At 60.1% G+C, this 25,200-nt stretch carries 27 protein-coding genes and 1 tRNA gene; 9 read left to right on the plus strand and 19 right to left on the minus strand.

The window, feature by feature from the left end:
• Positions 1–3: 3 nt before the first annotated feature.
• The 3 genes from def to truA are packed head-to-tail and all read left to right on the plus strand — an operon-like array spanning position 4 to position 2,287.
• Complete coding sequence (gene def / locus A4A58_RS13355) at positions 4–525, plus strand: peptide deformylase (protein ID WP_068732778.1); 522 nt, start codon at positions 4–6, stop codon at positions 523–525.
• A gap of 39 nt (positions 526–564) precedes the next feature.
• Entirely contained in the window at positions 565–1,497 is a 933-nt protein-coding gene (fmt, locus tag A4A58_RS13360; RefSeq protein ID WP_068732780.1) for a methionyl-tRNA formyltransferase, read from the plus strand.
• Between the two features lie 49 nt (positions 1,498–1,546).
• The gene (gene truA, locus A4A58_RS13365; RefSeq protein ID WP_068732782.1) at positions 1,547–2,287 is read left to right on the plus strand and encodes a tRNA pseudouridine(38-40) synthase TruA; all 741 of its coding nucleotides are present in this window, start codon (positions 1,547–1,549) and stop codon (positions 2,285–2,287) included.
• Here the strand turns inward: truA and A4A58_RS13370 are convergent.
• The 12 genes from A4A58_RS13370 to rpmH form a co-directional block, all read right to left on the minus strand.
• Positions 2,284–2,844 carry a 5'-methylthioadenosine nucleosidase gene (locus A4A58_RS13370; protein ID WP_068732783.1) on the minus strand — a complete coding sequence of 187 codons (561 nt, stop codon included), beginning with the start codon at positions 2,842–2,844 and terminating at the stop codon, positions 2,284–2,286. The genes truA and A4A58_RS13370 overlap by 4 nt on opposite strands.
• Positions 2,841–4,010 carry a succinyl-diaminopimelate desuccinylase gene (gene dapE / locus A4A58_RS13375; protein ID WP_068732785.1) on the minus strand — a complete coding sequence of 390 codons (1,170 nt, stop codon included), beginning with the start codon at positions 4,008–4,010 and terminating at the stop codon, positions 2,841–2,843. The genes A4A58_RS13370 and dapE overlap by 4 nt, the downstream gene beginning before the upstream one ends.
• The gene (locus tag A4A58_RS13380) at positions 4,010–4,486 is read right to left on the minus strand and encodes a DUF805 domain-containing protein (RefSeq protein ID WP_068732787.1); all 477 of its coding nucleotides are present in this window, start codon (positions 4,484–4,486) and stop codon (positions 4,010–4,012) included. Before A4A58_RS13380 ends, dapE begins: the two co-directional genes overlap by 1 nt.
• Positions 4,487–4,554: 68 nt before the next feature.
• A complete protein-coding gene (gene dapD, locus A4A58_RS13385; RefSeq protein WP_068732789.1) occupies positions 4,555–5,400 on the minus strand; it encodes a 2,3,4,5-tetrahydropyridine-2,6-dicarboxylate N-succinyltransferase in 846 nt (281 codons plus the stop codon).
• 249 nt (positions 5,401–5,649) lie between these two features.
• On the minus strand, positions 5,650–6,357 hold the full coding sequence (locus A4A58_RS13390) for a pyrimidine 5'-nucleotidase (RefSeq protein WP_068732791.1): 708 nt from the start codon (positions 6,355–6,357) through the stop codon (positions 5,650–5,652).
• Positions 6,358–6,380: 23 nt separating this feature from the next.
• Positions 6,381–7,418, minus strand: a complete 1,038-nt coding sequence (locus A4A58_RS13395) for a DUF1036 domain-containing protein (protein WP_081421883.1) — start codon at positions 7,416–7,418, stop codon at positions 6,381–6,383.
• 86 nt (positions 7,419–7,504) lie between these two features.
• Positions 7,505–8,401 carry an acetylglutamate kinase gene (argB, locus tag A4A58_RS13400; RefSeq protein ID WP_068732793.1) on the minus strand — a complete coding sequence of 299 codons (897 nt, stop codon included), beginning with the start codon at positions 8,399–8,401 and terminating at the stop codon, positions 7,505–7,507.
• A 91-nt stretch (positions 8,402–8,492) separates the two neighbouring features.
• The gene (locus tag A4A58_RS13405; RefSeq protein ID WP_068732795.1) at positions 8,493–8,870 is read right to left on the minus strand and encodes a DUF423 domain-containing protein; all 378 of its coding nucleotides are present in this window, start codon (positions 8,868–8,870) and stop codon (positions 8,493–8,495) included.
• Entirely contained in the window at positions 8,870–9,520 is a 651-nt protein-coding gene (gene yihA, locus A4A58_RS13410) for a ribosome biogenesis GTP-binding protein YihA/YsxC (protein WP_068732797.1), read from the minus strand. Before yihA ends, A4A58_RS13405 begins: the two co-directional genes overlap by 1 nt.
• 61 nt (positions 9,521–9,581) lie before the next feature.
• Complete coding sequence (gene yidC, locus A4A58_RS13415) at positions 9,582–11,441, minus strand: membrane protein insertase YidC (protein ID WP_068732799.1); 1,860 nt, start codon at positions 11,439–11,441, stop codon at positions 9,582–9,584.
• A gap of 73 nt (positions 11,442–11,514) precedes the next feature.
• Complete coding sequence (gene rnpA / locus A4A58_RS13420; RefSeq protein WP_068732801.1) at positions 11,515–11,877, minus strand: ribonuclease P protein component; 363 nt, start codon at positions 11,875–11,877, stop codon at positions 11,515–11,517.
• A gap of 24 nt (positions 11,878–11,901) precedes the next feature.
• The gene (gene rpmH, locus A4A58_RS13425) at positions 11,902–12,036 is read right to left on the minus strand and encodes a 50S ribosomal protein L34 (protein WP_011471298.1); all 135 of its coding nucleotides are present in this window, start codon (positions 12,034–12,036) and stop codon (positions 11,902–11,904) included.
• Positions 12,037–12,483: 447 nt separating this feature from the next.
• On the opposite strand from rpmH, the gene A4A58_RS13430 reads away from it, so the two are divergent.
• The 5 genes from A4A58_RS13430 (at position 12,484) to A4A58_RS31650 (ending at position 16,599) form a co-directional block, all read left to right on the plus strand.
• The gene (locus tag A4A58_RS13430; protein WP_086937061.1) at positions 12,484–13,911 is read left to right on the plus strand and encodes an ATP-binding protein; all 1,428 of its coding nucleotides are present in this window, start codon (positions 12,484–12,486) and stop codon (positions 13,909–13,911) included.
• A 150-nt stretch (positions 13,912–14,061) separates the two neighbouring features.
• Positions 14,062–14,138 (plus strand) — tRNA-Arg (locus tag A4A58_RS13435).
• A gap of 98 nt (positions 14,139–14,236) precedes the next feature.
• Positions 14,237–16,075, plus strand: a complete 1,839-nt coding sequence (locus tag A4A58_RS13440; RefSeq protein ID WP_068732805.1) for a site-specific integrase — start codon at positions 14,237–14,239, stop codon at positions 16,073–16,075.
• 99 nt (positions 16,076–16,174) lie between these two features.
• Positions 16,175–16,441: a hypothetical protein gene (locus A4A58_RS13445; RefSeq protein WP_068732807.1), complete on the plus strand. Its 267-nt coding sequence runs from the start codon at positions 16,175–16,177 to the stop codon at positions 16,439–16,441.
• Positions 16,442–16,467: 26 nt separating this feature from the next.
• On the plus strand, positions 16,468–16,599 hold the full coding sequence (locus tag A4A58_RS31650) for a hypothetical protein (RefSeq protein WP_283804895.1): 132 nt from the start codon (positions 16,468–16,470) through the stop codon (positions 16,597–16,599).
• Positions 16,600–16,654: 55 nt separating this feature from the next.
• Here A4A58_RS31650 and A4A58_RS13450 read toward each other — a convergent pair whose 3' ends face one another.
• From A4A58_RS13450 to A4A58_RS13475, 5 genes are all read right to left on the minus strand, one after another.
• Positions 16,655–18,574 carry a hypothetical protein gene (locus tag A4A58_RS13450; protein WP_139069849.1) on the minus strand — a complete coding sequence of 640 codons (1,920 nt, stop codon included), beginning with the start codon at positions 18,572–18,574 and terminating at the stop codon, positions 16,655–16,657.
• A gap of 975 nt (positions 18,575–19,549) precedes the next feature.
• Positions 19,550–20,272 carry a phosphoadenosine phosphosulfate reductase family protein gene (locus tag A4A58_RS13460; protein ID WP_068732816.1) on the minus strand — a complete coding sequence of 241 codons (723 nt, stop codon included), beginning with the start codon at positions 20,270–20,272 and terminating at the stop codon, positions 19,550–19,552.
• Between the two features lie 204 nt (positions 20,273–20,476).
• A complete protein-coding gene (locus tag A4A58_RS30790; RefSeq protein ID WP_158005677.1) occupies positions 20,477–20,635 on the minus strand; it encodes a hypothetical protein in 159 nt (52 codons plus the stop codon).
• Positions 20,636–20,644: 9 nt separating this feature from the next.
• Positions 20,645–21,439 (minus strand): hypothetical protein, encoded by a 795-nt coding sequence (locus A4A58_RS13465; RefSeq protein WP_139069851.1) that lies wholly within the window; start codon positions 21,437–21,439, stop codon positions 20,645–20,647.
• Positions 21,440–22,900: 1,461 nt separating this feature from the next.
• Positions 22,901–23,137 carry a hypothetical protein gene (locus A4A58_RS13475; protein ID WP_068732822.1) on the minus strand — a complete coding sequence of 79 codons (237 nt, stop codon included), beginning with the start codon at positions 23,135–23,137 and terminating at the stop codon, positions 22,901–22,903.
• 139 nt (positions 23,138–23,276) lie between these two features.
• Here A4A58_RS13475 and A4A58_RS13480 point away from each other — a divergent pair, with 139 nt between their 5' ends.
• The gene (locus A4A58_RS13480) at positions 23,277–23,756 is read left to right on the plus strand and encodes a hypothetical protein (protein ID WP_244499778.1); all 480 of its coding nucleotides are present in this window, start codon (positions 23,277–23,279) and stop codon (positions 23,754–23,756) included.
• 596 nt (positions 23,757–24,352) lie between these two features.
• On the opposite strand, the gene A4A58_RS31655 is transcribed toward A4A58_RS13480, so the two are convergent.
• Both A4A58_RS31655 and A4A58_RS13485 read right to left on the minus strand, forming a co-directional pair.
• Positions 24,353–24,475 carry a hypothetical protein gene (locus A4A58_RS31655; protein ID WP_283804896.1) on the minus strand — a complete coding sequence of 41 codons (123 nt, stop codon included), beginning with the start codon at positions 24,473–24,475 and terminating at the stop codon, positions 24,353–24,355.
• A gap of 9 nt (positions 24,476–24,484) precedes the next feature.
• Complete coding sequence (locus A4A58_RS13485) at positions 24,485–25,162, minus strand: recombinase family protein (RefSeq protein WP_433993625.1); 678 nt, start codon at positions 25,160–25,162, stop codon at positions 24,485–24,487.
• Positions 25,163–25,200 lie beyond the last annotated feature (38 nt).

Raw genomic sequence — 25,200 nt, forward strand, 5'->3', positions numbered from 1 at the left:
GACATGGCCATTCGTGAAATCATTATCCTGCCGGACAAACAGTTGCGGCTGATCTCCAAACCTGTCGAGAAGGTGACGTCGGAGGTGCGCAAGCTCGCCGACGACATGTTCGAGACGATGTATGACGCACCCGGGATCGGGCTGGCGGCGATCCAGATTGCGGTTCCGCTGCGGCTGATCACCATGGACATCGCCAAGAAGGACGATGAGGAGGACGGCAAGAAGCCGCGTGTCTTCATCAATCCGGAGGTCATCTCGGCCTCGGAAGAGCTCTCGGTCTATGAAGAGGGCTGCCTGTCGATTCCCGAATATTACGAGGAAGTGGAACGCCCGGCGACAGTGCGGATCCGTTACATGGACCTCGACGGCAAGACCATTGAGGAAGATGCCGACGGGTTGTTCGCGACCTGCATCCAGCATGAGATCGATCATCTCAACGGCGTGTTGTTCGTCGATTACCTCTCCAAGCTGAAGCGCGACCGCGTGCTGAAGAAGTTCACCAAGCTCGCCAAGCGCGCGGAGTAGGTTTCTCCGCCCGACGCTACAACAGATCGGCTCCGACCTATGTCGCTTCGTTTGATCTTCATGGGCACGCCGGATTTCGCGGTGCCGACGCTGCTCGAACTCGTGGCTCATGGCCATGAGATCGTCGCCGTCTACACCCGTGAGGCAAAGCCGGCCGGCCGTGGCATGAAGCTGCAGCCGACGCCGGTGGCGCGCGAGGCTGAACGGCTCGGCATTCCCGTCTTCACACCGAAGACGCTGCGGACGCCGGAGGCGGAAGTCGAGTTCCGGTCGCATGAGGCCGAGGCTGCGGTCGTCGTCGCCTACGGCATGATCCTGCCGCAGAACATTCTCGATGTGCCGCCCCTAGGTTGCTTCAACCTGCACGGCTCGCTACTGCCGCGCTGGCGCGGTGCCGCGCCGATCAATCGTGCCATCATGGAAGGCGATGCCGAGAGCGGCGTCATGGTGATGAAGATGGATGTCGGCCTCGACACCGGCGATGTCGCTATGGCCGAGCGCCTGGCGATCACCGATGTGATGACGGCGCTCGACCTGCATGATGCGCTGGCGCCGCTTGGTGCCGACCTGATGGTGCGGGCAATGGGCGCTTTGGAGCGCGGCCGGTTGAGCCTGACGCCGCAGAGCGAGGTCGGCGTCATTTACGCGGCCAAGATCGACAAGGCCGAAGCCAAGATCGACTGGTCGAAGCCGGCGCGCGACGTGCTGCGGCATTGTCATGGCTTGTCGCCGTTTCCCGGCGCGTGGTGCGAAGTGCCGATCGAAGGCGAAGCGGTGCGCGTGAAGGTCTTGCGCTGTGAACTCGCCAAGGGATCTGGCACGCCCGGCGATGTCATCGACGATCAGCTGACCGTAGCTTGCGGCGACGGCGCGATCCGCATCATCGACCTGCAGCGCGCCGGCAAGCAGCCGATGAAGGCCAATGAGTTTCTGCGTGGCACGCCGATGAAGCCGCCCGTGCGCCTTTCATGAGCATGATCTTGTCCGAAAACCGGTGGCCACTTTTCGGGATCATGCTCTGATGCCGCGCTACAAGATGATCATCGAGTATGACGGTGCGCCATTCTCCGGCTGGCAGGTGCAGGCCAACGCGACGCTGACCGTACAGGGCGCGCTGGAGCGTGCCGCCGAGGCCATTTGCGGCGAGCCGATCCGCGTCCATGGCGCCGGTCGCACCGATGCCGGCGTCCATGCGCTCGGCCAGGTCGCCCATTGCGATGTGCCGAAAGTGCTGGTGCCCGGTCGTTTCCGCGACGGCATGAATGCCCATCTGCGGCCGCATCCGGTCGGTGTGCTGTCGGCCGATATCGTGCCGGATGATTTCGAGGCGCGGTTCTCGGCCACCCGGCGCCACTATGTCTATCGCATCACCAATCGCCGCGCGAACCTCGCCGTCGATGCCGGCCGTGTCTGGCGCATACCGCGTCCACTCGATGTCGCTGCCATGAGCGAGGCCGCGAAGCACTTGCTCGGCCGACACGACTTCACGACTTTCCGTGATACCGAATGCCAGGCCAAGTCGCCGATCCGCACGCTCGATCAGCTCGATGTGGTGCAGAACGGCGAGGCGATCACCATCACGACCTCCGCACGCTCGTTCCTGCACAGCCAGGTGCGCTCGATGGTTGGCTCACTGGTGTGGGTCGGCAACGGCCGCTGGACGCCGGACGACCTGGCTGCGGCGCTGGCCGCGAAGGACCGCAGCGCCTGCGGCATCGTGGCGCCGCCGGATGGGCTGTATCTGGTAAAGGTCGACTACTAGACCTTCACGCCCTTCATCGCGTCCCAGAACAGATCCTGTCCATTCGCGACATTCGCCGTCCAATGCTCATGCGCAAAGTCATTGGCGTCGTCAGTGATGAACTTGAAGGCGCGCCAGCGGATGCCGTGGCGCAGGCAGACCTGCGCGATGGCAAACAGTTCCATATCGACGATGTCGACATTGTTCGCCACCAGCCAAGGATCGGTGGAGGTGACGAAACTGTCACCACTGCCGCAGATCACGCCGCGCTGGCCCGAGACCAGGCGGTCGAGATCGGGCGCAAAGGGCGTGCGGCCGCGCGGTGCCAACGGTTCAGCATTCATGTCGCGCTGGATCACGTCGCTGACCTCGACGAGGCCGTTGAGTTTGGTGTTCAGCTTGCCGGCGGTGCCGTAGTTCACGACGAGCTTGGGCTGCATGGCCTGCACCGCCTGAAGCGTTGCGATCGTAGTGTTGATCTTGCCGACGCCGGTGAAAATCACCTCGATCTCGGCAGGCGCGCGCGATTTGTCGAGCTCGCTTTCGAGCGCGGTGAGGACGAGAATCTTGCCGTTCATGCGAAATACCGATCCAGCACGCCACGATAGATTTGGGTGAGCTTCTCCAGGTCGGACACCTTCGTGTGTTCGTCGATCTGGTGCATGGTCTGGCCGACCAGGCCGAATTCGATCACCGGGCAGTAGTTCTTGATGAAGCGCGCGTCGGAGGTTCCGCCACCAGTGTTGAGATCGGGCACGCGGCCGGTGATTTCCTTGATTGCAGCAACGACCGTATCGGTAAACGCACCCGGCTTTGTGACGAAGCTATCCGAATTGCTCGGCTCCCAGATCACATGCGCGCGAATACGGTTGCCGGCTGCAGCTGCGACGCGTGCATCGATCAGGTCGCGCAATGACGCCTGCGTGTGATGGTCGTTGAAGCGAATGTTGAACTTCGCCCGCGCCTGCGCCGGGATCACGTTGGTCGCCTTGTTGCCGACATCCACCGAGGTGAATTCGAGATTGGACGGCTGAAACTGCGCATTGCCCTGATCGAGCGGATCGCTGCTCAGCGCTGTGATCAACGCGGCGATATCCGGTACCGGATTCGATGCGCGATGCGGATAGGCGACATGGCCCTGCACGCCATCGACGACCAGCGTGCCTGATTGCGACCCGCGGCGTCCGATCTTGATCGTGTCGCCCATCTCCTCGACATTCGAGGGCTCGCCGACAATGCAATGATCGAACCGTTCGCCACGCTCGGCCGCCCATTGGAGCAGCTTCACGGTGCCATTGACGGCAATGCCTTCTTCGTCGCCGGTGATCAGGAAGGAGATCGAACCGCCGCCGTCCTTTTGCGGCTTGCCGTCATTCGCCGCCAGATAGTCCAGCACGGCGGCGACTGACGCGGCGATGCCACCCTTCATGTCCACCGCGCCGCGGCCGTAGAGCAGGCCGTTCGTCACGTCGCCGGAGAAAGCGCCATGGGTCCACGCCGCTTCATCACCGGGCGGCACCACGTCGGTATGGCCAGCAAAACAGATATGCGGCGCGGAAGTCCCGATACGGGCATAGAGGTTTTCGATGTCGGCGCTGCCTTCCTCGCTGAAGGTGACGCGATGGACTTCGAAGCCGGCCGACGTCAGCAGGCTCTCGAGCACGCCGAGGGCGCCGGCGTCAGCAGGAGTGACTGAGGGGCAGCGGAGAAGATCTTGAGCGATGGAGAGAGCGTCGGTGGACATCAGACCCTTGGTGCAGTGGCAAGCGCGGCAAGCGGATCGGGACCGTATTCGTTCGGCCCGGCGGTGCCGCGCAGGAAGCCCAGTTCGACGATGGCCCAGATGGTGACGGCGAAGCTGGCAATATGAAAGACGAAGCTGGTGCTTGCGCTGCTGGTGCTGCCGATGCCGCTCAGGACGCTGGGGCCGAGCCAGAACACCAGGATCCACCAGCCGCTCTTCTCGCGGTCGTGCAACCGCTTGATGCCGGTGGCGATGCCTGACCATGTGCCGGCGACGATGAGGACGATGGCGGCCAGCCACAGCAGCAGTGCGCCACCGACCATGCTGAACAGGCGATCAGTGTCGAAGCCGCCGAGCCACATCACGGCAGCAGCCACGAAGGCGATCCAGGCCACTATGTAGATCAGGATCGCAAGCCAGTATTTGCCGCGATTGATCCGTCCCTTGAAGCTGAAAAGCAGCGTGGTCCAGTCCATGGCAGCCCCCGGGTCAACGGATCGGTCCGGTCTGCGCGATGCTACGCGCAAACCGTCCCGAACAACAATCAGTCGCGCAGCAGTTCGTTGATGCTGGTCTTGGAGCGGGTGCGCTCGTCGACGCGCTTCACGATCACGGCGCAGGCGGTGGAAGGGCCGATCTGGCCGTTCTTCATCGGCTTGCCGGGCAGGTTGCCGGGCACGAGCACCGCATATTCCGGCACTTCACCGACGAATACTTCCCCGGTCTCGCGGTCGACGATCTTGGTCGATGCGCCCAGGAACACGCCCATGGCCAGCACCGCGCCCTTGCGCACGATCACGCCTTCAGCGACTTCGGAGCGGGCGCCGATGAAGCAGTCGTCCTCGATAATGACCGGGCCGGCCTGCAGCGGCTCCAGCACGCCGCCGATGCCGACGCCGCCGGAAATGTGCACGCGCTTGCCGATCTGGGCGCAGGAGCCGACCGTCGACCAGGTGTCGACCATGGAGCTCTCATCGACATAGGCGCCGAGATTGACGAAGGACGGCATCAGCACGACGTTCTTGGCGATGAAGGCGGACTTGCGCACGATGGCGCCCGGCACGGCGCGGAACGCCGCGCTGCGGAACTGGTCGTCGCTCCAGCCGTCGAACTTCGAGGGTACCTTGTCCCACCACGGTGCGCCGCCGGGGCCGCCCGAGATCGAGGTCATGTCGTTGAGGCGGAACGACAGCAGCACGGCCTTCTTCAACCACTGATTGACGGTCCACTTGCCATCGTCGGCGCGGACGGCGACGCGCGCCTCGCCCTTGTCGAGCAGGTTCAGCGCCTGATCGACGGCGTCGCGCACTTCGCCCTTGGTCGCAGCGTTGACGTTATCGCGCGCGTCGAAGGCGGCATTGATGGTGGATTCGAGGGCGGTCAGCGACATCGCGATTTCCTTGGGCAGATCGTGGGTAAAGGGTGATTTCTTGAAGCTTTTGTCGGGATTTGGCCGCGGAGAGTCAAGGTCGGCTCTTCCCTCTCCCCCAGCGCAGCGTAGCTGCGCGCAGTGGGAGAGGGTGGATCGAACACGCGAAGCGGGTTCGAGACGGGAGAGGGGTGGCTCAGTATGCGGCACCCCTCTCCCGCCTTCGCTTCGCTCAGGCACCCTCTCCCGCAAGGGGAGAGGGAAAAAGAATCACCGCGCCTTGCTCAGCGCCGTCAGAAACCCCGTCAGATCGTCGGTGACGTGGTCGACATGGTCGTCGTCACGGCCTTCCAGCTCCCAGTCCTCGCGCACCACCGCCTTGGCGCCGTCGGGCACGATCAGCACGGTCGTCATGCCAAGCTTGTGAGGCACCACGAGGTTGCGCGACAGGTCCTCGAACATGGCGGCCTTCGAGGGATCGACGCCGTGCAGGCGCAGGAATTTGTCATAGGTCTGCTGCGCGGGCTTGGGCTCCAGATCGGCGGCGATGATGTCGAAGATCGCTTCGAACTGGTCGGCGAAGCCGAGGCGCTCCAGCACCGCGCCGGCATGGGCGACCGAGCCGTTGGTTAGGATCAGTTTGCGGCCTGGCAGTTGTGCGATGGCGGTGCCCATCACCGGATTGAGCTCCAGCGGTGAATGATCGATCTCGTGGACGAAAGCCAGAAAGTCGTCGGCGCGCACACCGTGCTCGGTCATCATGCCGCGCATGGTGGTGCCGTAGCGCTTGTAATAGTCCTTCTGAACCTTGAAGGCCTCGTCGGGCGAAATCTTGAGAAAATTCGCGACGAAGTCGCGGATCTTGCCATCGACCTGCTGCCACAGGTTCACGTGATGCGGATACAGCGTGTTGTCGAGATCGAACACCCATGTCTCGACATGGTTGAAAGCACGCGGCGATTTGGTCGGCAGGGTCATTGATGGTCTCTGTTGTCCGGTCGTCACGGCGTTGCAAAGCGCAGCGTCTTGCCGCCGCCCGACATGTCGACGATGGCGAAGCCGGCGCTGGTGAGGCCGCGGGTATTGCAGTCATTGTGTTCGCGGATCTCGAATTTGCTCTCGCGCGTGCAGAGCATGCGAACGCCGCCCCAGTTCAGGGGCTTGTCGTTGAGCTTGATGGCGCGGCCGTTGTCGTCGACGGCTTCGGCGAAACTGAGGATCTGGCGGGGCTGGCCAACCACGTCGGGCCGCAGGCATTTGCCGGGCTCGATGCGATACCAGCCGCGGCTGATCACGCCCTTGCCGTCGTCGGTCGCGACTGACGCCATCACCTTGTAGGAGGTGTCGTTGCACCAGGTGAGGCCTGTCGCGGAGGGCGCCTGCACCGCGGCGATCATGGTTTCGAAGAAGTTCGGCGTCGAAACCACATCAGCCGCAAGGCTGCGACTCTTGAGAAATGACGACAGCGCGCTCTGGGTCTTCGGTCCATCGACGCCGTCGATCGGCGCGGCGTCGTAGCCGGCGATCACCAGCAGGCGCTGGATGGCAGCGAGCTTGGCCTGCTCGTCGTCATACTCGCTGTCTTCCGCGAGATAGGCGACCATATTGCCGTCGTCGGTCTGCGTCGGCTTGATCACCGTGAATGGCACTTGCGATTGCCCGGTGCGGCATTGCCGGGCGGCGGCGATGACGAAATTGTCCGGCGCGATGCACAGATTATCGGTGCCGTTCTGCGCAACGGGGGAGGCGCCGTAGATGCTGAGCGCGCGGGCATGCAGCAGGATGCGGTCGGCCGTCAGCGTGCCCTGCACGACGATGCGGCATTGCGCGGGGTCGATGCGAAACCAGCCGCGTGTCGCGGTGGCGCTCTTGTCGTCGATGCCGATGGCGGCTTCGACGACATAGCTCATGCGGTTGCAGAGTTTGAGATCGGCGCGGGCGGCGTTGGTGAAGATGCAAAGTAGTAGCGCAAGGCTAACGAAGAGTGTGCGGCTTAGACCTCTCCCCACGTCATGGCCGGGCTTGACCCGGCCATCCAACTTTCCCGTCACGCGCCGCAAGAAAAGATGGGTGGCCGGGTCAAGCCCGGCCATGACGGAGTTCTGTTGGTCGGCTGTTGCAGCCATCACTTGTGGATCAGCGTGCCCGTGCCCTGATTGGTGAAGAGTTCGAGCAGCACGGCATGGGGGGTCTTGCCATCGATGATGACGACGCCTTCGACACCCTGTTCGAGCGAATAGATGCAGGTCTCGACCTTCGGGATCATGCCGCCGGAAATAGTGCCGTCGGCGATCAGCTTGCGGGCATCCTTGATCGACAGTTCCGGGATCAGCTTCTTCGACTTGTCGAGCACGCCCGGCACGTCGGTGAGCAGAAGCAGGCGCTTGGCCTTCAGCGCGCCTGCGACGGCGCCGGCAAAGGTATCGGCATTGACGTTAAAGGTCTTGCCGTCCTTGCTTGCTGCGAGCGGCGCCAGCACCGGGATCAGCTCATAGCCGATCAGCTGGTTCAGCAGCGTGAGATCGACCTTTTCCGGCTCGCCGACAAAGCCGAGATCGACCACCTTCTCGATGTTCGAATCGGGATCGACCATGGTGCGCGTCGCCTTCGACGCGGTGACCATGTTGCCGTCCTTGCCGCATAGGCCGACGGCCTTGCCGCCGGCTTCGTTGATGTAGCTGACGATCTGTTTGTTGATCGAGCCGGCCAGCACCATCTCGACGATCTCGATGGTGGCGGCATCGGTGATGCGCAATCCGGCGGCGAATTCCGATTTGATGCCGAGACGCTGCAGCATCTGGGCGATCTGCGGGCCGCCGCCATGCACGACCACCGGATTGATAGCGGTCTGCTCCAAGAGGACGATATCGCGGGCAAATGCGCGGGCCGTATCCTCGGCGCCCATGGCGTGCCCGCCATATTTGATGACGATCGTCTCTTCGTCATATTGCTGCATATGGGGCAGCGCCTCCGACAGGATGCGGGCCTGGTCGAGAGCACTGATGATGGGCGCGTCGGTCATGAAGCGGATCTCACGGTGAGCAATCTGCGGCGCGTTCTAGCCGATTGATCGACGCCGCGCAAAGCATCGCTGATCTGTCCAGTAGCCGGCGTCAGGCGCTTCTTGGCCAAGCTGCGGATACCGCCAGCGCCAGCCAGCTCAGGATCAGCAGGGTGCCGCCGGTCGGTGCGGCCATTGTGAACAAGCCGTGACCGACATATTGGCGCAGGGTCAGGTCGCCGGCGAAGAGCGCGGCAGCGATGACGAAGCCGAAGGCGGCTGTCAGGCCGATCTGCAGATGGGCGACGCCGCGCTCGATCAAAGCGACGGCGCCGAGAATGGCGGCCGCATGAAACAGCAGCATCGAAGAGGCCGAGGCCAGTCGCGCCGCGTCCGGCTGGTGCGCCGAAGCGGCGGCGAGAATGACGCCGTCGGCGCCCATCACGCCGGCCAGGATGACAAGAATGCGAAACAGGCTAAAACGGGTCATCAATTGCGCTCGTTCAACAGGCGGACCATTGCAGCCCGCAATTCGGCCATGCCGTCACCGGTGCGCGATGATGTGACCAGCACGTCCGGAAAGGCTGCCGGGTGAGTCCGCAACTCTGTGCGAACCTCTTCGAAGGTCTTTTCGAGTTCGCTCTTCTTCACCTGATCAGCCTTGGTCAGCACGATCTGGTAGCTGACCGCAGAGCGATCGAGGGACTTGAGCACGTCGAGGTCGACATCCTTCAGGCCATGCCGGGAGTCGATCAGGACGTAGACACGGGCGAGGCTCGCGCGGCCCTGGAGGAAATTGTAGATCAGCTTGGTCCAGGACGCGATCTTGACCTTCGGCGCCGAGGCATAGCCGTAGCCGGGCATATCCACGAGTCGGAAGTCGGAGCCATCGGGACCTTCGAAGAAGATCAGCTCCTGGGTGCGGCCCGGCGTATGCGAGGTCCGCGCCAGTGCATTACGGCCAGTGAGCGAATTGATCAGGCTGGATTTGCCGACATTGGAGCGGCCGGCAAAGGCCACTTCCATCCCTGCCATTGGCGGCAGCGTCTCGATCGAGGGCGAGGCCCAGATGAACGTCCATTCGCCTGCAAAAAGCAGGCGGCCCTGTTCGATCAGCTTCGCATCGGTGTCAGTGGTCATGCGAAGTCTTTCCGGCTGCGCGCCCCGGCGTTGCGCCGGGGGCATCAGCCACTTGGTTTGATCAGGTGGTCTTCTTCTTCGCGAAGGTCGACTTCACGTTATCGAACAGCTCGACCTTCACGCCGTTGCGATTCATGATGTAGGCCTGCTGCAGCACCGAGAGGGTGTTGTTCCATGCCCAGTAGATCACGAGACCGGCCGGGAAGCCGGCGAGCATGAAGGTGAAGATCAGCGGCATCCAGTCGAAGATCATCTTCTGCGTCGGATCCGGCGGCGTCGGATTCAACTTCATCTGGAACCACATCGTGATGCCCATGATGATCGGCCAGATGCCGAGCGCGAGGTAGTGACCGAACACCGGAATCGTCGTCGGATCGAAGGGGATCAGGCCGAACAGGTTGAACAGATTGGTCGGATCATGCGCCGAGAGATCCTTGATCCAGCCGAAGAACGGCGCATGGCGCATTTCGATGGTGACGAACAGAACCTTGTAGAGCGAGAAGAACACCGGGATCTGCAACATGACGGGAAGGCAACCGGCGATCGGGTTGATCTTCTCCTTCTTGTAGATCTCCATCATCTCCTGCTGCTGCTTCATTTTGTCGTCAGGGAAGCGCTCCTTGAGCGCCGCCAGCTGCGGCTGCACGGCCTTCATCTTCGCCATCGAGGCGTAGGACTTCGAGGCCAGCGGGAAGAAGATGATCTTCACCAGCACCGTCACCAGCAGAATGGCGATGCCGAAGTTCCCGAACAGGTGGAAGAACCAGTCGAGCGCCAGGAACATCGGCTTGGTGATGAAGTAGAACCAGCCCCAGTCGATCAGAAGGTCGAAGTGGTTGAGGCCGAGCGCCTGATTGTAGCCGCCGAGGCCGACAGCCAGCGGGAAGTTGATGCCGACGGTGGCCGCTTCCTTGGCGCCGGCGAACAGGCGGGCATTGGCCGTGCCGGTGCCGCCGATCGCAATGGTCTGCGCGTCCTGCAGATAATCGGTCTGGTAGGTCCGCTGGGTGCCGGTCAGGTTCGACGAGAAACGGGCCTGCAGCTGCGCATTGGTGTCGGGCAGCAGTGCCGAAGCCCAGTATTTGTCGGTGATGCCGAGCCAGGCATTGGTGACCTTGAAATTCACCGCCTTGGCTTCGTCGATCTTCTTGTAACCGTATTCCTGCAGGCCCTGGTCGCCGAGATAGCCGACGAGGCCTTCATGCAGGATGTAATAGCCTTCGACATGCGGCGTGCCGTGGCGCGAGATCAGCGCGAAGGGATACAGCGTCACCGGCGCGTTGCCGATATTGCTGACGTCATCCTTGACCGAGAACAGGTAGCGGTCGTCGATCGAGATGGTGCGGGTGAAAGTCAGGCCGTCGCCGTTGTTGTACTTGAGCACGACGGGCGTGGTCGGCGTCAGGGAGTTGGAGCCTTCCTGCTGCCACTGGGTGTTCTGGTCGGGAATCTTGGTGTTCGCACCGGCGGCGGCGACCCAGCCGAACTCGGCATAATAAGGCGCGGCAGTGCCGGAGGGGGAGAACAGCACGATCGCCGGCGACTTCGGATCCACGGTGTCGCGGAACTTGGTCAGCGAGATATCGTCGAGGCGCGCGCCCTTCAGCGCGATGCTGCCGGAGATGCGCGGCGTGTCGATCTTGACGCGCTGCGACGCTGCAATGGCGCTATCGCGGCTGACGATCGGAGCGTTGGCCGGCGCCACATTCGTGGGTGCGCCGCCTGCGGCGGTGGAATTCGCGGTCGGCGTCGTGCTGCCGGGCGTGGCGTTTGGCTGTGCGGTCGGGTTGGCGAGCTGGGTCTGCGTCGCGGTCTGTGCGCGCTGCTTCTCCATCTGCGGAATATTGTAAAAATATTGCCAGCCGATCAGCACCAGGCCGGAAAGAATGACGGCAATGATGGTGTTGCGATTATCGATCATCGTTCAGGTCTCGTCATTCAAATGCGGGTGCGGCTCTCGCGGCCAGCTGCGCGCTTGTGGCAGGCTGGAAGCGTCAGGTCACGTCAGTTTTAGAAGATTGCATCTTAGCGGATTGCCGATCGAGGCGGTGCAGCGCCGAGCGGAGGTCGTCGAGCATGGTCGTGAAGTCGCGTTGGAGCGCGACACGACGGCCGACTAGCACATAATCGCTGTGGGGTCGCATGGATAAGACATCGACGCGCTTCACCAGTTCGCGAAGCCTGCGCCGGATCCGGTTCCGCTCGGTGGCGGTTCCGTTCTTTTTGGTCACGGTAAAGCCGACCCGGATCGGGCCGTCGTCGTCACGTCGCCGGGTCTGCATCACAAAGGCAGGGCTGTTCACCCGCGGCCCATTGGCAGCGGCGAGAAAGTCCGCCCGCTGCCGTAACCGGTTCATGATGAACTCTCGGGAGAGATCCGATCAGGCGCTGAGGCGCTTGCGGCCACGTGCGCGGCGCGCAGCCAGAACCTTGCGGCCGCCAACTGTCGCCAAGCGAGCGCGGAAGCCGTGACGGCGCTTGCGCACCAATTTCGAGGGTTGATAAGTCCGCTTCACGGGTCGTTCTCCGCTGACCGGGCAATTCGCCGAGTAATTTGAGGTAAGTCCTAAGATGTTGGCTCAACGAGCCATTTCCGGCCCAAAGACGAGCCGCACCCGATCTAAAACCGGGCCATCGCGGACAGTTGGCGGGCTTATACGGGAGCGTCCTGTTTTCGTCAATGTTGCCCTGTAGCGGTGTTCCGGTCCGTCAAACTCCTGGAACCGCGGGATTAATCCCATTTGTTCGGTGTTTTCAGGTTGTTGGCGGTTGTGAAATTGCTCTATGGCTTAAGCGTGTTCGCTCAGCGGACAAATTTAAGAATTGGTCGCAAACATCATCGTAACAAATCGTCGTTGGACCCGTATCTCTCGATAGTTCAGCGTCAGACCGTGAGATCAGAGGCCAATATTGTGTCTTCGGCCGGCGAAAAGCCCATCGAGCCCGCGTTCAGGCTCGGCCCCATGCGACGGCTGGGGCTGTCGGGCAAGCTGTTGCTGCTCACCATTCCGCTGGTGCTGATTGCCGAAATTCTCATTTATGTGCCCTCGATCGCTAATTTCCGGATCAACCGGCTGAACGACAGGCTGGCCGCGGCCAATACGGCAGCGCTGGTGCTGGACGCCGCGCCGCTCGGCATGGTCCCGGAATCGCTGTCGCGACAAATCCTGAGCAGCATCGGCGCCCGTGCGGTGGCCATCAAGATGGGCCAGCAGCGCCGTCTGCTTGCCAGTGCGGATCTTCCGTCGCAGATCGATCATGACATCGACATGCGGTCGATGACGGTGTGGTCGGCGATCGTCGATGCGTTCGAAGTCATGCTGGAAACCGGCGATCAGACGATGCGCATCATCGGGCCGGCGCCCGGCGGGGCGCAATTCATTGAAGTGGTGGTCGATGAATTGCCGCTGCGGCAGGCGATGTATCGTTTTTCCAGCAATCTGTTGTGGGTGTCGCTGGGATTGGCGATTCTCTCAGCGGGGCTGGTCTATCTGGCGCTGCATTATCTGTTCGTGCGGCCGATGCGGAATTTGACGGCCAATCTCGTCGCTTTCCATGAAAACCCCGAGAGCTCGGCGCGGATCATCGTGCCGAGCCAGCGCGCCGACGAAATCGGAGTGGCGGAGCGCGAATTGTCCGACATGCAGCGCGATCTTGTTTCGATGCTGCATCAGAAGAGTCGTCTTGCTGCGCTCGGCCTTGCGGTCTCGAAGATCAATCATGACCTGCGCAACCTGCTTGCGTCGTCGCAATTGCTGTCGGATCAGCTCGCCAGCGTGCCCGATCCGCGCGTGCAGCGCTTTGCGCCAAAGCTGATGCGCTCGCTGGAGCGCGCCATCGCCTTCTGCCAGTCGACGCTCTCTTATGGCCGCGCGCAGGAAGCTGCCCCCGATCGCAAGATGATTCTCGTCGAGCCGGTGGTCAACGAAGTCCGCGAATCGGCCGGGCTTGCGACCGACGCGTCGATCGGTTGGGTCAACGCCATCGAGCGAGGGCTGATGATTGATGCCGATCCCGACCAGTTGTTTCGCATTTTGCTCAATCTGGTCCGCAATGCGGCCCAGGCACTGGAGGGGCAGCCGCAGAGCGACGTCGCCCCGCAGCAGATCCGCATCACCGGCCGCCGCGAAGGCGCTGTCACCATTCTCGAAGTGTCCGACACCGGCCCTGGCGTCCCGCAGCGGGCGCGCGACCACCTGTTTGAAGCATTTCAGGGCTCGTCCCGCCCCGGCGGTAGCGGGCTGGGCCTCGCGATCGCGGCCGAACTGGTCCGCGCCCATGACGGCGATATTCACCTTGTGGAAGGCACTTTGGGCGCCACCTTCCGGATCAGCCTTCCGGACCGGCCGGTGGAACTGCACAGCATCCGCAACGAACGTGCGCGGGCCTGAGCCGTCTTTTCCGGGTATGTCACGGGAGTGAAATAAGCGGCTCAGGGCGCTTGCCAAGCCGGGTCCGACCCGGTAGCTATGGCCCGCTTTCGCAAACATCGTTTCCGAAACGCATCCGGTGCTGGCGGCTTTAGCCCCACATCGCGGCACGCGCCCGTAGCTCAGCTGGATAGAGCACGTGACTACGAATCACGGGGTCAGAGGTTCGAATCCTTTCGGGCGCGCCAATCAACCTGAAAACGCTTGAAGATCAATAAGTAGCGCAGATACAAACGCTTACTGCCGCGTGGTGGTCACAAGCGGTGGGTCAGTTGTGCGAATATTGATGGGCGTCATTCGAGACAGGCACGGCACGTTTTGTGCGCGGAAGACCGTCCCCGAAAAGCCGAAAGGACTCCAAGCCGCCGTTGCGCGTGTGCTGGAGAACGGCAAAGCAGCCCAGAAGCATCTCAAGAAATCACTAGGCACCAAGGATGCCCGTGAGGCCAACATACGTGCCAAGCCGGTGCTCGCAGAGTTCGACAGGATCATCGCTAAAGCACAGGCCTTGATTGCGGAGAACAGTGCGCCGGTAGTCGCACGCACCAACCTGAACGACACCGAAATCGCGCGGATGTCGGAGTACGTATACTCCAAGGCGCTCGCGTGGGATGAGCGCATCCGGTTCGGCGGGCGAGACGAAATGGAGCGTTTGGAGGCCGAACAGAACCTCAGGGAAGAAGGTGTTCCACGTGAACCTTGGGCGATCCCCTACGAGGACTGGCCGCGCCGGGGCATCCCGCTACAGGTCCTTCGCGAAAGCCATGACGAACTGATCGATACGCAACGTGCCATGCGGGCGGCAGCGGCTGTTGGCGACACCTCTGCTGTGCAAGAACAAATCGACGACGCTTTGCAGGCCTTCGGCATTCGTCTTCAAGAAAATAGCGCGGCGTATACCAAGCTCGCAACAGCGTGCCTGAGTGCGTACCTGAGGGCTCTGGATGCCATTGGAAAGCGTGACGAGGGCATCACCGTTGTGACGCCACAGGTGCCTCACGTAGACCGCTCCGAACTTGCTGAGAGTGACACCCTTAGGCAAGCACTAGACGGATGGAAGCGTCATCGCCCTCGGCCTACGAGGACCGTCTCAGAGTTCACTCGCAGCGTTGAGATGTTCGTTCAGCTTAACGGCAATCTGCCCGTGGTCGCCATTCGCAAGAAGCACGCGCTGAACTACAGAAAGGCTCTGCAGGATGTCCCAAAGCTGCGTAAAGGTGCGTTACTGTTGGCCCCTCTACCTGTTCAGGCTGAGTGGGGGCGTGAACATCCCGACGAACCAAAAATCACTGCAGCCACCATCAATAAGCAATTAGGCGCTGTCCAATCCGTTTGTGTTTGGGCGAACGATAACGGTCTCGTGTCCGATGATGCACAGTGGACAGACCCATTTAGTAAAATGCGATTACCGGAAGACCGCTCAGAGCGTACGTCCTTCGACATCGCAGAGCTACAGATGCTGTTTGATACGTCTGTGTTCACGGATCACGATTACCCTTTAGGGGGACGAGAGGAAGCCAGTTTCTGGTTGCCGTTGCTCGCTCTCTTTTCAGGCGCACGGCAAGCTGAGTTGGGTGGGCTCACTGTAGCGAACGTAAGGGTTGATGCGGCGACCGGAATACAGCTGTTGTATTTTGTGACTGAGAGAGCGCGCGGGAAACGCGTGAAAACGGATTCCTCCGAGCGCGTCGTGCCTCTGCATCCTGAGATTATCCGGCTTGGCTTTTTGACCTACGTGGCATCGAGGCGGAGCGCCGATGGCAACAAGGCTTGGCTGTTTCCCTTGTTGGCACCCGACCGAGGTAGCGCGGGAGTGCCTGCATGGTCAAAATGGTTCGGGCGCTACCTCAGAGCTGCGGGCGTTACCGATCAGGCAAAGGTCTTTCACAGCTTTCGGCATACCGTAAAGGACGCGCTGCGGCGCGGTGAGGCTGACCACGAGGTTCGCGAAGCTCTTATCGGGCACGCAAACGATTCCTCAGTGAGCGGCGGATACGGTGCAAGCTCAATGCTTTCACGGTTCGGTGCAAAGCGATTAGCCGCAGCCATCAAGCGCATTTCGTATCCGGGCCTCGACCTTGCCAAGGTGCGCCCGTTCGTTGCTTCGGACCGCAAGAAGCGCTGAGCGCCTCTCTGTCCGCCTGTTGATTTCAGTAAGCGTTGCGTTGCGTAAAACAATGTCAATCGACCCTGAGGGTCTGCATCACATCACAAGGGGTGAGGGATGAACTACGTGTTGGGACGTATCGGCGTGAAGGCAGCATGGGGCATCATGGACGCTGGGGAAGCCATCGTGCGTTTGGCAGAGAGAATTGAAGCGCTCTCGGCAGGGCCAGGAACGGCCTTATGTGCATTCTCATGGCGCATGATGACGGTAGGAGAGCGCGTGCAGGCATTGGGCGTTGTCGCTGGGACGTGGGTGGAAAGGCAGGCTCAAAAGCTTGGCTGTAATCTGGAGTACCTGATGAGCGATATACTCGCGGAGGCATGATCAGCGAGAAAGGGAGGCCGACGAAGATGGAATGGGAAAGTCTGACGCCAAACGAACAGGCGATGTATCGCGAGCTTTCCAAGAAGATCGATAGTTTGAAGTTCTACGTTTTCATGCTTGGCGTTTTTACGGCGGGCATTCTGTGGAAGCTCTACTAGAAAAAAGGCCGCACCAGAGGCTCCATTTGGAAACCCTTGGTGCGGCTTTCGCTTGTTAGGCGACCTTCAAAAGGTAAGTTTTCGAGCCCCTTCCTTTTCCGGTGTGCGAATAGCTAACGCCGATTTCCGATAGCGCACGGTGAAGATGGCTTGTCGCATCGTTTAGCTGCTCCCGAATACGCTGGATTTTCCTATCGCCTAGTGACAGCGCCCTTTTGATGAATGGAAAAGGCGTGAGGCCGGGCTCTCGTTGCTTCATCAGCGTTAGGAGCGCTGCATTGGCTGAGTTGCTTCGTGGTGCATATACCTTCGGGCCATCCGGCTCATAGTCCCAAGGCGCGACCCGGATACTCGGCATTGCCAGCTTGATGTCATTGAGAATTGCTTCGCCTTGCCACCCCTTCGGAAGAGCAATGAACACATCGCACGGAGGGCAGCGCCCGAGCTGATCTATCACCCTGCGACAGCCAATCCGGTTGATCGCCTGAATAACTGACGTCGAAAGATGACGCTGCATAATGATGTTTACGAGATTAGGTTGCTGTTTGTTTGTGTTGTCGCGCAGCCAATCGGTACCTAGAGGTCCCAAAGTGGCGAACACGCTGTTAATCGCACGACGTTGGTCCATGTAAGGGAGCCCCCAGATCACAGCGACGTCGCAGTCCTTCCAATTGTTCTTGCCGTCCACTGCGCCCCAATTTCCGACCTGAAGTTTGAGCCTGTCAGATGCGAAGGTTTCCGCAAGCGCCGCTGAGTGCTTGTGACAGCAGAGGAACACCGAACGATCAGAATCTAGCTGCTCGGAAAGGTGAGCTGCCAGCCGGGGAAGCCTGAGGTGCTTCGTTTCGTCCATTACGTGCTTACCCAGCCCACTCGCCGTTCGACAGACGTGGAGCGTCACGTTGCTGTAATCGCGCACCCCATCGGGCATAGGCGCGATGTACACGCGGTCACCCAGCAGCTGATAGAGGACGTCGTGGTTCGCAGTGGCGTCTAGGATCACTGCGCCCGGGAGGCTAGGGGGGATCAGGTAGCTCCCGCCGTTGATTGACGCCTGATTGCCACTGCGGAGATAGTAAGCATGAGCGGCGCACATTCTTTCGACGTCCTGTAGTATGTCGTCTACTAGACACGGAGCCTCATCTGCAAAGAGCGGATCGGCGAGAGCCCCTTGCATTGCCTGCCTAAGTTGTCGGACCTCTACTAAGGTTTCCGGGGTCGAACCATCACGCCACAGCTCTTGTGCCGTATGGGCCTCTGATGTGGCCTCACGGTCTCTAAGCCACCGCTCAAGAATTTCTAGGCACCTTAAGGCGTTCGGAAATTGCTGTCGCAGTTCTTGCGGAATGCCACGAAGCACGCTGGATAAGTTCTGAGTTGTGACCTTGTGGCTTTGCACCACGTTCGCAAGGGCCTCATCAATAATGATCAAAAGACGCTCGCCACCTCGCCATTGCGATATTCGATCCCATCTGCTGGTGTCTTCAACACCAAAGCTCTCTGCGGCGTCTTTGAAGGCCGTATGGGTGACCACAAGTATGTCAGCGTTGAAGAGGTTAGCCGGTGTGGCCCGAGCCTTACTGTGGTCGGACACAGCAACCTCGCGGCCTGCTAGTCCATTTACTTCGGCGACAATGGCGTCAGCATCCTCAATAAGACGAGTTACAATGATAATTCCAACAGGCAGCCCGTTAGCCTCTGCGTTTAATTCTGCCTGCATGGAAGCGTAGACACATGTTCCTTGGGTCTTCCCGGAACCTGTAGGCAATGGGAGCACCACGGACGTTGAGGTAGATACACCGAACGCATTAGTTATTGCGGATCGGCTGAAATGTTCAGCCATGGCAATCCAAACAGGGGGCAAGGTAGGCGGTATAGGCATGTTCAATTTACCCGACCAGTGAGTAGTCATCTGACGGGAAAATTCTGGCGGCGGCACAAGCACAAGATTGTGCAGGCCGATGGTACGCTGCATTAAGCGTTATCCTTGGAAGGTCAGAACGTCGCAATGATGCATAGAGATGCATTAGGCGCTCTGAAAATGGTGGTGCCAAAAGGCAGGTGTAGAATGACCCTCTCTGTGTCCACCTATTGATGTTCTTTAGGGGGCTGGGAGGGGCATTTATGGTGGTGTTGATTGACACCCCCGGAGGGCAACTAAGGCCCTCTTAGGGGCTTTGGGGGTCGTTAAAGTTTATAAGCGGGTGGTGTCATCTTCTGTTGTGTCAGTCCGCAGGCTCCTAAGGCCTCCTCAGTCGCCTAGGGAGCCCCGTGGATTCAGTTGGGCCTGCAAGCTGACAAAGGGTGCGCTCGATGTCCAAAGCTCACAGCGGAATCCCTAGGGCTTCCCGTGTCCGCCATCGAGCCCATTGTGTCCCTCTCACAAGGGACCAGCGGTTTTCGCGGGGACGCCCAAGCCGTCTTTGGCTCTTTCGGCTTGCATGGCTCTTGCCATACGTTCCCCACGAGCCCGAGCGCCCATCTTGAAGGCCTGAAAGATATCCCTGATCACTTCCATCCCTTTGGGTGTAAGCGCCACGTGCTTTTGACGCCGATCACCAAGTGGCCCTTGAACAAACTGAACCAAACCAAGGCCTCCCCCGTGAGCCCCCAAGGCCCTTAGGTGCCGGGTTGTGACAGATGGGTTCACGTGTGTCCGAGCGGCGATGTCGGTGCCCGTAAGACCATCTTCAATTGCTATCCGAAGAAAGACCTTTGCGAGGAGCGCTGTCATCGTCGGGTGGAGTTCCGTAAGAACCTCCAGCATGTAGAAAATCCGACTGCAGGCCGTGCGGTCTTGTGGGGATAGTGACGAAGTTCTTGCTGAGCGGTTCACGTGGTCCTCCAACGGCAGTAACGAGCCTCAGTGAAACACGTGGAGCCACAGTTCGACCCAATGCAGCGCAATCGGTCACCATCTTTAACAAGATTGTTGGCGTTTGTGGCGACCCTAGCGAGCCGCGTAGCCGTTCTTGGTGTTGTCACCGTCGAGAGCTGAGATAACAGCCTGACTGACCTCTGCGTGCAACCCCTCGGCAACCGTGAGGATGTCAGGGTAGGTCTGAGCCATCCACGCGCGCCGTTGCTTCGTGAGCGACGATGGGCACACGGAGCAGTCCAAGGACGATGGGTAGGTCGCGTAATGCTCGGGCAACTCGATCCCGAGTTCTGTCACAGCCGATTTCACCTCGGCACGTGTCGCAGTCCAGAGCGGGGCCACTAGGTCCAGCCCGGGGTACTCCAAGGGAGCCGGGGCGTTCTTTGGGTAGTCGCCAGCGCGTTGGCCGTGGATTGCGGCAGTGATCCCATCGGACACCATGGCCTCACAGCCAGGTAGCCAGCGATTGCGCAGGCAGCACAGGGGCCACGGTGCAATGCGAGGGCTCCGCTCTTCGATGTTGATCATCGCTGTAGCGTCGGGGACGTGCTCGATAGGGACCACGGACGCGGGAAGACCTAAGGTGCCGAAGGAAGCTCCGAGGTCCGACGTGATCACGCGGTGATCCCAGCCGTCTAGCTTTCGATCCACGAAAGACACCATGTGCGGGAACTCGGCCCCGGTGCGGACGGTGTAGATGGTGACTGCGTTGCGCCAAGGCTCAGCGAGGTGCAGCAGGAGGCAACTTTCGATGCCACCCGAGAAGAGAAGGGCGACACGGGCATGTTTGGTCATGGCGTGTTGAAGCGCAGCCCGACACGATGCGAGCCAAGGTAAATTGGTCATTGGAGAGTTGTCCGGTGAGGTTGTAAGTCGAAGGTGGGCGAGAGAGCGAGAAGGGCGGATCAAGCCGCCTCACGCTTTACTGCGGAAGCTTTGGTATCCATCGAGGGACGTGCTTCAGCGCCGCTCTCTCTAATCTTCATCGGATTTTGGTGGCTAGTCGGCCTGTGTCGGTACCACTGATACAGCCCAGACCCACACAAGATCATCGGGACGTTGGTAGGTCTTCAGTGTAACATCGTTGACACCCTCGGCCATCGCTGCGTTGAGCGCTTCAGTAGCTTCGGTGAAGTTGGTGTACTCAGTTGTCGTCATTATGTGTCCTTAAGTCTTGATGCAGATGATGGCGCTTAATGCTTCGGGGCGGGTTTCCGCGCCGACGTTAGGTGCCACCGAGATTATGAGATTGTGGGCGTGAGAGCCTTGCCCGTCCGTGCCACCGCTTACCGAGTGAGCGTGGTTGATGTCGGAAGCAAAGATGGTTTCGCCGCCGTTAGCGCCTGCCGGAAACTGACCGCCGCCTGTGGTCGTAGACCCTGCATTGCCGTTCGAGCCATGAGAGTGCGGATTTGCGCGGTCCATGAAGCCGGTAGAGCCGCTGACATTGTGGGCGTGATAACCCGCCGCATCCGTGGTTCCCGACGCCGCGTGGGTATGAGCGCCATTTAAGCTCGCTTCTTTGGTACCAGCGGCAACTCCAGTTCGCCGTGATCGGATGAAGCGCCCCGTGTCGGTCACGTTGGTTAGGGTGAAGGTAGACCCAGCGATGCCCATGTGAGTGGCAAGGCGCGCGAAGTCAGCCGTGTTGTAGGTCGAACCATCGAGTTCGAGATATTCAGCGCCGCCGCTGGGGATCACGCCGCCCTTGCCAAGCTTCGAAGGCTCATAGAGGAACGTGTGAAGCGATCCTACAGGCACTGCTCCGTTGCCATCAAGACGGCCACCACCAATCAAGATGAGGCCTGCGGCTGAGCGGTAGAACCCGAGGGTCTCTTCGTCGGCAAAGGAGTACGCAGGCGCGCCAGAAGCGCCCGAGGGGACGATGAGGCCCCCTGTGCGGGTGATCGGTCCAGTGAGGCCCGGCAAGGTATTTTTCAGGACGGCCTTGATCAGGCGCATGTGGTCGTCAGCGTTGTTCATGCCATCCGAAGAGGCAGGGTTGGACGTAACGAGGTCCGAGATAAAAGTAGCAGTTTCTAAGGGCAATTCAGTTCGTTGTCGTATTTGAGCGCAGACGTGCTGATGTTCACCAAGGCTTTCGCATTGATGTTAGCTGTCGTGCTCAGATGAAAGTTTGTGGTGTTGGGCGAGCGGCGGATTAATCAGCAGCCGTTGCAAGCTGAGGTTCTACCAAAGCTTCCGACACGGACGGCTCTTCGGCAGGTGGTTCGGGCTCGCGGAGGCCTTGGATGTCCAAGGTGTCCTCTAGTGAGTGGTAGCGATTACGAAGGCGATAGGCACGCCTCCATAACCATTTTGGCACGGGCTCATCACGAGCTGCCCTAGGCATCTCAAGGCGATCCGATTGCCGATCACGATAGAGGCGCGCGATGACGTCTACGTCGCTTTGGATTTCCGGTGTGTGGTCAGGGTTATCAGGATCATCCCACGCGTAGCGCTTTGGTGCCGGACGGTTGAATGGGGGCATCTTGAACCCGGGGGCTCGCAGGATCGCGAGGAGAGCCTTTGCGTGAGGGCTCGTGGGGCCGAAGGTCATAGCGAGCTGATAGGAGACCTTGGTCGGACAGGTCCTTCCTGGAGCTAGGTAGATGTCACGCGCACACTCTGCGAGTTCGGCGGGGGTCCATCCGGCTTTGATGAAGCGGCCTAGGCTTAGCCGATGATCAAGGGAGCTGAGATAGCGGCGCACCTCGTTGAAGTCGGGCGGCTGGGTCTTACTAAGTCGTGGGATCATGTTTCCGTTGCTGGTTGATGGTCTGTGGAGGGTGGGAGCTACGAAGTTGCCCCCGCTTCCTCTATAGGTCAGGGTGATTGGCCGGTAAGTATTTGATGCGTCAGCACTTGTTCGTGTGCAGGAACGTTTCGGCTTCCCCTAGAGGTGCGTGGGACTTGCTCGCAACCTATTGAGAAACCACAGGACCATATCGATTTGCAGGGAATCCAGAGCACGCCAGCGCACAGTGCAGTTGTCACGCGGGCGGCGGCTGCGGCTTTACTCCGAACTTTGTGAAGTCAGGTCGCAGATGCGATCCAAAAAGGGTCCCGTGGGTCGATATGGGACCCAACGCGCATGCGGCTACAGCCGAGGCGGCATAGGTTTCCACTGGCCATCCCGGATTGCCAGCATAAGACGAGCGAGTGCAGCCCGCTTCGCGTCTGTGGGCGACGTTGCAATTTGCTCAGCCATGGCCCAGTCGATCAGCAGGCGGCCATCATAGTCCGTTGCAATCATCGGGTCAGGAAGAGGCGACTGAGTAATCTTTTGAGTGCGAACGCTCTTAGCAGAGGTCGCGGTGTCCTGTGCGACAGCGCAACACGGCAATGCCATCGCTAGAGCTAAAGTCACTGCAAGCCGCATCTGCGTTACCCCGTCTGTCGCATTGCGCTAACCGTTGGGTCTCAATCGTACCAATCTTTCCTATCTTCGGGCAAAGCCACTACATACTCGTGCAACTTGCCACGCGCGTAGCCTAGCGAAACTGCAGTCCGCAGTTCTGTCAGCTGGGCCTCAAGAAATTCATTGGCGATCAACAACGCCTTGATGGTGCCGTGTGTATCTCCACCACAAGCCTCGATAGCTCGCGCGCAGGCATCTTCATACGGATCGCTTTCAGGCCGGGCAGCAGGTTGAGACATGGGCGCGTTCCATATTGACGTGTTCTCGAAATGTTCTCATTGTGCGCTCATGGAGTCAAGCCAGCCAAAACGCCGTTTTCCACCGCCATGGCCAGTCAAGAAAATAGACGGAGGCTATGTCGTCACGGATTCGAACGGAGTGGTCTTGGCCACGATCCAGTGCATTGAGGATGCCCACCGACTGAGGTTCAGCCATAAGCATCTAACTGATGACGAGGCCCGGCGGATCGCCAAAGCGATAGGTCGATTGCCTGAGTTCTTGATGCAGCGGCAAGGCTTCTATTCGCGAGATGGTGGTCATAGTCGATGGCGTAAGGATCGGCCTTATCATGTCGCTCTTGAAGACCACTACGTGCGTGCTCACTGGTTTGGTATCGACGCACTGTGCAAGCTGAACAGTATTCCGTTCAACGCTACGGGTGAAAAGATTCAGGATGGGGCCACATGGTGCGTGTACGAGTTCACTTGGCAGATGGACGCAATACAATTTTGGGATCGGTTCAATGGTCGCTGGTTGCGCGGTAGCGAGTTTCACTATCCAGAGCGGCCTAAGGACTTGCTGCCCATGAAGGAATTGAGAGGCTTTCCCGAGTTTGACCCGAAGAAAGCAAGAGGTTGATGGCGGCTACGACGCGCAGTGCAGTCGTGACCGGGTGGCAACCCTAGCTAGTTCTATCAACGCCGTGATGACCGCTATTGAACTCACATCATTGATATCAATTGCTTAGTGAGTATCAGAGTTATCCCCAGAAAACGCGTAGGTGCAATTACAAACACTTATCGGCAATCCAGCGTTCATAGCGCATGAGCGCTGATAGTAGGGCTATTTCCGCTGCTTGAAACGTTGCTGCTCTTCAGCAAACCTCCTTCTTGCAAGGAGGCGTCATGTCGAAACGAAAGGCACACGAAAAACAGCATTGGCTCTTTGGGCTGGCGGCTTGTTTGTGGCCAGTTGCTTTCGCACTTGTAGGACTATTCGGGAGCGTGCCGATCCAAATTGCATCTATGGTGCTCCGGTATGCGCGATAGCTACTTCTCAAAATTCCGAACGGATGAAAGTTCGTGGATGGCACCCCAAGGTTTCCCGAAGCACAGTGCAGTTGTCACCCGGGCGGCGGCTGCGGCTTTACTCCGAACTTTTTGAAGTCGGGTCGCCGATGCGATCCAAAAAGGGTCCCATGGGCCGATATGGGACCCAAACTAAATTGGCATGGCCTAGCTGCCGTGCGACACCAGCCAAAAGGCAATTCCGCCAAGCACAATGGCTACGCCGGTTGCTTCAAGTGCCACCGCGATCACCGCTACGCCACCTATCAGTCCGCCCGTGATTGTCAGCATCGTAGCCCCCTAAGCCCGCTCAAGTACGTTGCTCACCGACTTCGCGTGCCATTGGCCGCCACGAGCCGTTGCGACACCACGAGCGTTGAGAGCTGCTGCGATGTCCCTAAGCGTTGCCGCTCCCGCCTTCTGTGCTTCTCGGATGATAGGGATCACGTTGGCCGCAAACCTATCTGCCTCGCTGCTGACGGCTTCCACGGCACTCTTGCGGGCCACGTGGAGCTTTGGGTTACCCAAGGGGACACCACGGGCCTTAGCGGCAGCAAGGGCTTGCCGGGTGCGTGTTGAGATGAGGGCGCGTTCCTTTTCCGCGAGGGCGGCGTAGAGGTGAAGCACGAAAGGGTCCACGTCGGGGCCAAGCTCTGCGACCAGGAAGGGCACCTTGTGGGCCATAAGGCCGCTCACGAAGTGAACGTCACGGCTCAAACGGTCTAACTTTGCCACCGCCACGTGACACTTGAGCTTCTTAGCGGCAGCTAGGGCGGCTTTGAGCTGCGGGCGACGGTCCAGCGCGTCCGATCCTTTGCCGGTCTCCACCTCGACGAACTCCCGGGCGACCGTGAGGCCTTCGGAGTGCGCGAAGTGAGCAAGCGTTTGCCGCTGAGCCTCAATGCCGAGACCGGAGCGCCCTTGCTGAGATGTCGAGACGCGGACGTAAGTGATGATTGGTCGTTCGGACACAGCCAAAGCCTCCAATGGGCGTTCTGTGTAAAACCTTATCGACC

This window comes from Tardiphaga robiniae, from assembly GCF_001618955.1.
Taxonomy (GTDB): Bacteria; Pseudomonadota; Alphaproteobacteria; order Rhizobiales; family Xanthobacteraceae; genus Tardiphaga; species Tardiphaga robiniae_A.

Coding starts and splice junctions, on each gene's coding strand:
- A4A58_RS13460 (WP_068732816.1), bottom strand. CDS start 20,272: ATGACCAAACATGCCCGTGTCGCCCTTCTCTTCTCGGGTGGCATCGAA.
- A4A58_RS31655 (WP_283804896.1), bottom strand. CDS start 24,475: ATGCTGACAATCACGGGCGGACTGATAGGTGGCGTAGCGGTGATCGCG.
- A4A58_RS30790 (WP_158005677.1), bottom strand. CDS start 20,635: ATGACGACAACTGAGTACACCAACTTCACCGAAGCTACTGAAGCGCTC.
- A4A58_RS13440 (WP_068732805.1), top strand. CDS start 14,237: ATGGGCGTCATTCGAGACAGGCACGGCACGTTTTGTGCGCGGAAGACC.
- A4A58_RS13380 (WP_068732787.1), bottom strand. CDS start 4,486: ATGGACTGGACCACGCTGCTTTTCAGCTTCAAGGGACGGATCAATCGC.
- argB (WP_068732793.1), bottom strand. CDS start 8,401: ATGACCGACGCGCCCATCATCAGTGCTCTCGACCAGGCCCGCATCCTG.
- A4A58_RS13465 (WP_139069851.1), bottom strand. CDS start 21,439: ATGCGCCTGATCAAGGCCGTCCTGAAAAATACCTTGCCGGGCCTCACT.
- truA (WP_068732782.1), top strand. CDS start 1,547: ATGCCGCGCTACAAGATGATCATCGAGTATGACGGTGCGCCATTCTCC.
- A4A58_RS13450 (WP_139069849.1), bottom strand. CDS start 18,574: ATGCAGCGTACCATCGGCCTGCACAATCTTGTGCTTGTGCCGCCGCCA.
- def (WP_068732778.1), top strand. CDS start 4: ATGGCCATTCGTGAAATCATTATCCTGCCGGACAAACAGTTGCGGCTG.
- A4A58_RS13430 (WP_086937061.1), top strand. CDS start 12,484: ATGCGACGGCTGGGGCTGTCGGGCAAGCTGTTGCTGCTCACCATTCCG.
- yihA (WP_068732797.1), bottom strand. CDS start 9,520: ATGACCACTGACACCGATGCGAAGCTGATCGAACAGGGCCGCCTGCTT.
- A4A58_RS31650 (WP_283804895.1), top strand. CDS start 16,468: ATGGAATGGGAAAGTCTGACGCCAAACGAACAGGCGATGTATCGCGAG.
- A4A58_RS13370 (WP_068732783.1), bottom strand. CDS start 2,844: ATGAACGGCAAGATTCTCGTCCTCACCGCGCTCGAAAGCGAGCTCGAC.
- A4A58_RS13390 (WP_068732791.1), bottom strand. CDS start 6,357: ATGACCCTGCCGACCAAATCGCCGCGTGCTTTCAACCATGTCGAGACA.
- A4A58_RS13475 (WP_068732822.1), bottom strand. CDS start 23,137: ATGTCTCAACCTGCTGCCCGGCCTGAAAGCGATCCGTATGAAGATGCC.
- dapD (WP_068732789.1), bottom strand. CDS start 5,400: ATGTCGCTGACCGCCCTCGAATCCACCATCAATGCCGCCTTCGACGCG.
- fmt (WP_068732780.1), top strand. CDS start 565: ATGTCGCTTCGTTTGATCTTCATGGGCACGCCGGATTTCGCGGTGCCG.
- A4A58_RS13405 (WP_068732795.1), bottom strand. CDS start 8,870: ATGACCCGTTTTAGCCTGTTTCGCATTCTTGTCATCCTGGCCGGCGTG.
- dapE (WP_068732785.1), bottom strand. CDS start 4,010: ATGTCCACCGACGCTCTCTCCATCGCTCAAGATCTTCTCCGCTGCCCC.
- yidC (WP_068732799.1), bottom strand. CDS start 11,441: ATGATCGATAATCGCAACACCATCATTGCCGTCATTCTTTCCGGCCTG.
- A4A58_RS13445 (WP_068732807.1), top strand. CDS start 16,175: ATGAACTACGTGTTGGGACGTATCGGCGTGAAGGCAGCATGGGGCATC.
- rnpA (WP_068732801.1), bottom strand. CDS start 11,877: ATGAACCGGTTACGGCAGCGGGCGGACTTTCTCGCCGCTGCCAATGGG.